This is a genomic window from Staphylococcus sp. HMSC035D11 (genome assembly GCF_001836075.1).
GTDB classification, from domain to species: domain Bacteria; phylum Bacillota; class Bacilli; order Staphylococcales; family Staphylococcaceae; genus Staphylococcus; species Staphylococcus hominis.
Genome location: NZ_KV827278.1, coordinates 132,558 through 133,280, shown reverse-complemented (window position 1 = coordinate 133,280; position 723 = coordinate 132,558). Strand labels below are relative to the sequence as shown.

At 32.9% G+C, this 723-nt stretch carries 1 protein-coding gene and 1 pseudogene; both read left to right on the top strand.

Features of this window, described 5'->3' with window-relative positions:
* Positions 1 to 263: pseudogene (locus HMPREF2647_RS09120) on the top strand (recombinase family protein); the annotation flags it as partial.
* Positions 260 to 723: recombinase family protein (locus HMPREF2647_RS09115; RefSeq protein WP_141756758.1), on the top strand; the 464-nt coding region annotated here is incomplete at its 3' end. The pseudogene HMPREF2647_RS09120 and the gene HMPREF2647_RS09115, both read left to right, overlap by 4 nt.

The window sequence follows — 723 nt, the reverse complement described above, 5'->3', positions numbered from 1 at the left end:
AAATTGATATAGAAACATTTAAACGGTTATCTGCTGGCTTTGAAAGAGAAGAACGTTACTCTAATTATTCATCCAATCAAATTGCTGAAACAATCCGTCATGTAGTCAAAGATAAATTGACATTAGAAATCATAGCACCTTTGATTGATGACATTACAATAACTCAAACTAAACAATTACAAGGAATCTACTTTAAAAACAGTCCACTCAATATCGTTGAACAATCGCATTTAATAACTCCTGAAAGGAATGAAGTCATATGACACAACTCAAAAAGAAACGTATTGGATTATACGCACGTGTATCAACTGAAATGCAAACGGATGGTTACAGTATCCATGGTCAATTAAATCAACTTACAGAGTATTGTCAATTTCAAGGTTATGAAGTCGTTGATGAATATACCGATCGTGGTATATCAGGTAAAACAACGCAACGTCCTGAACTACAACGTATGTTAAAAGATGCTAAAGGAGGTAAATTAGATGGTATTATGGTATATAATACTACTCGTTTAGCTAGAAATACCTCAGATTTATTAAATATTGTCGAAGAATTGTATGAGATTAATGTTGAATTTTTTAGTCTAACTGAAAAAATAGAAATTGCGAGCTCCACAGGTAAGTTGATGCTCCAAATCTTAGCGAGCTTCGCAGAATTTGAAAGAAACGTTATTGTAGAAAACGTGTTTAATGGCCAAAGACAACGTGCTATTGAAGGTTA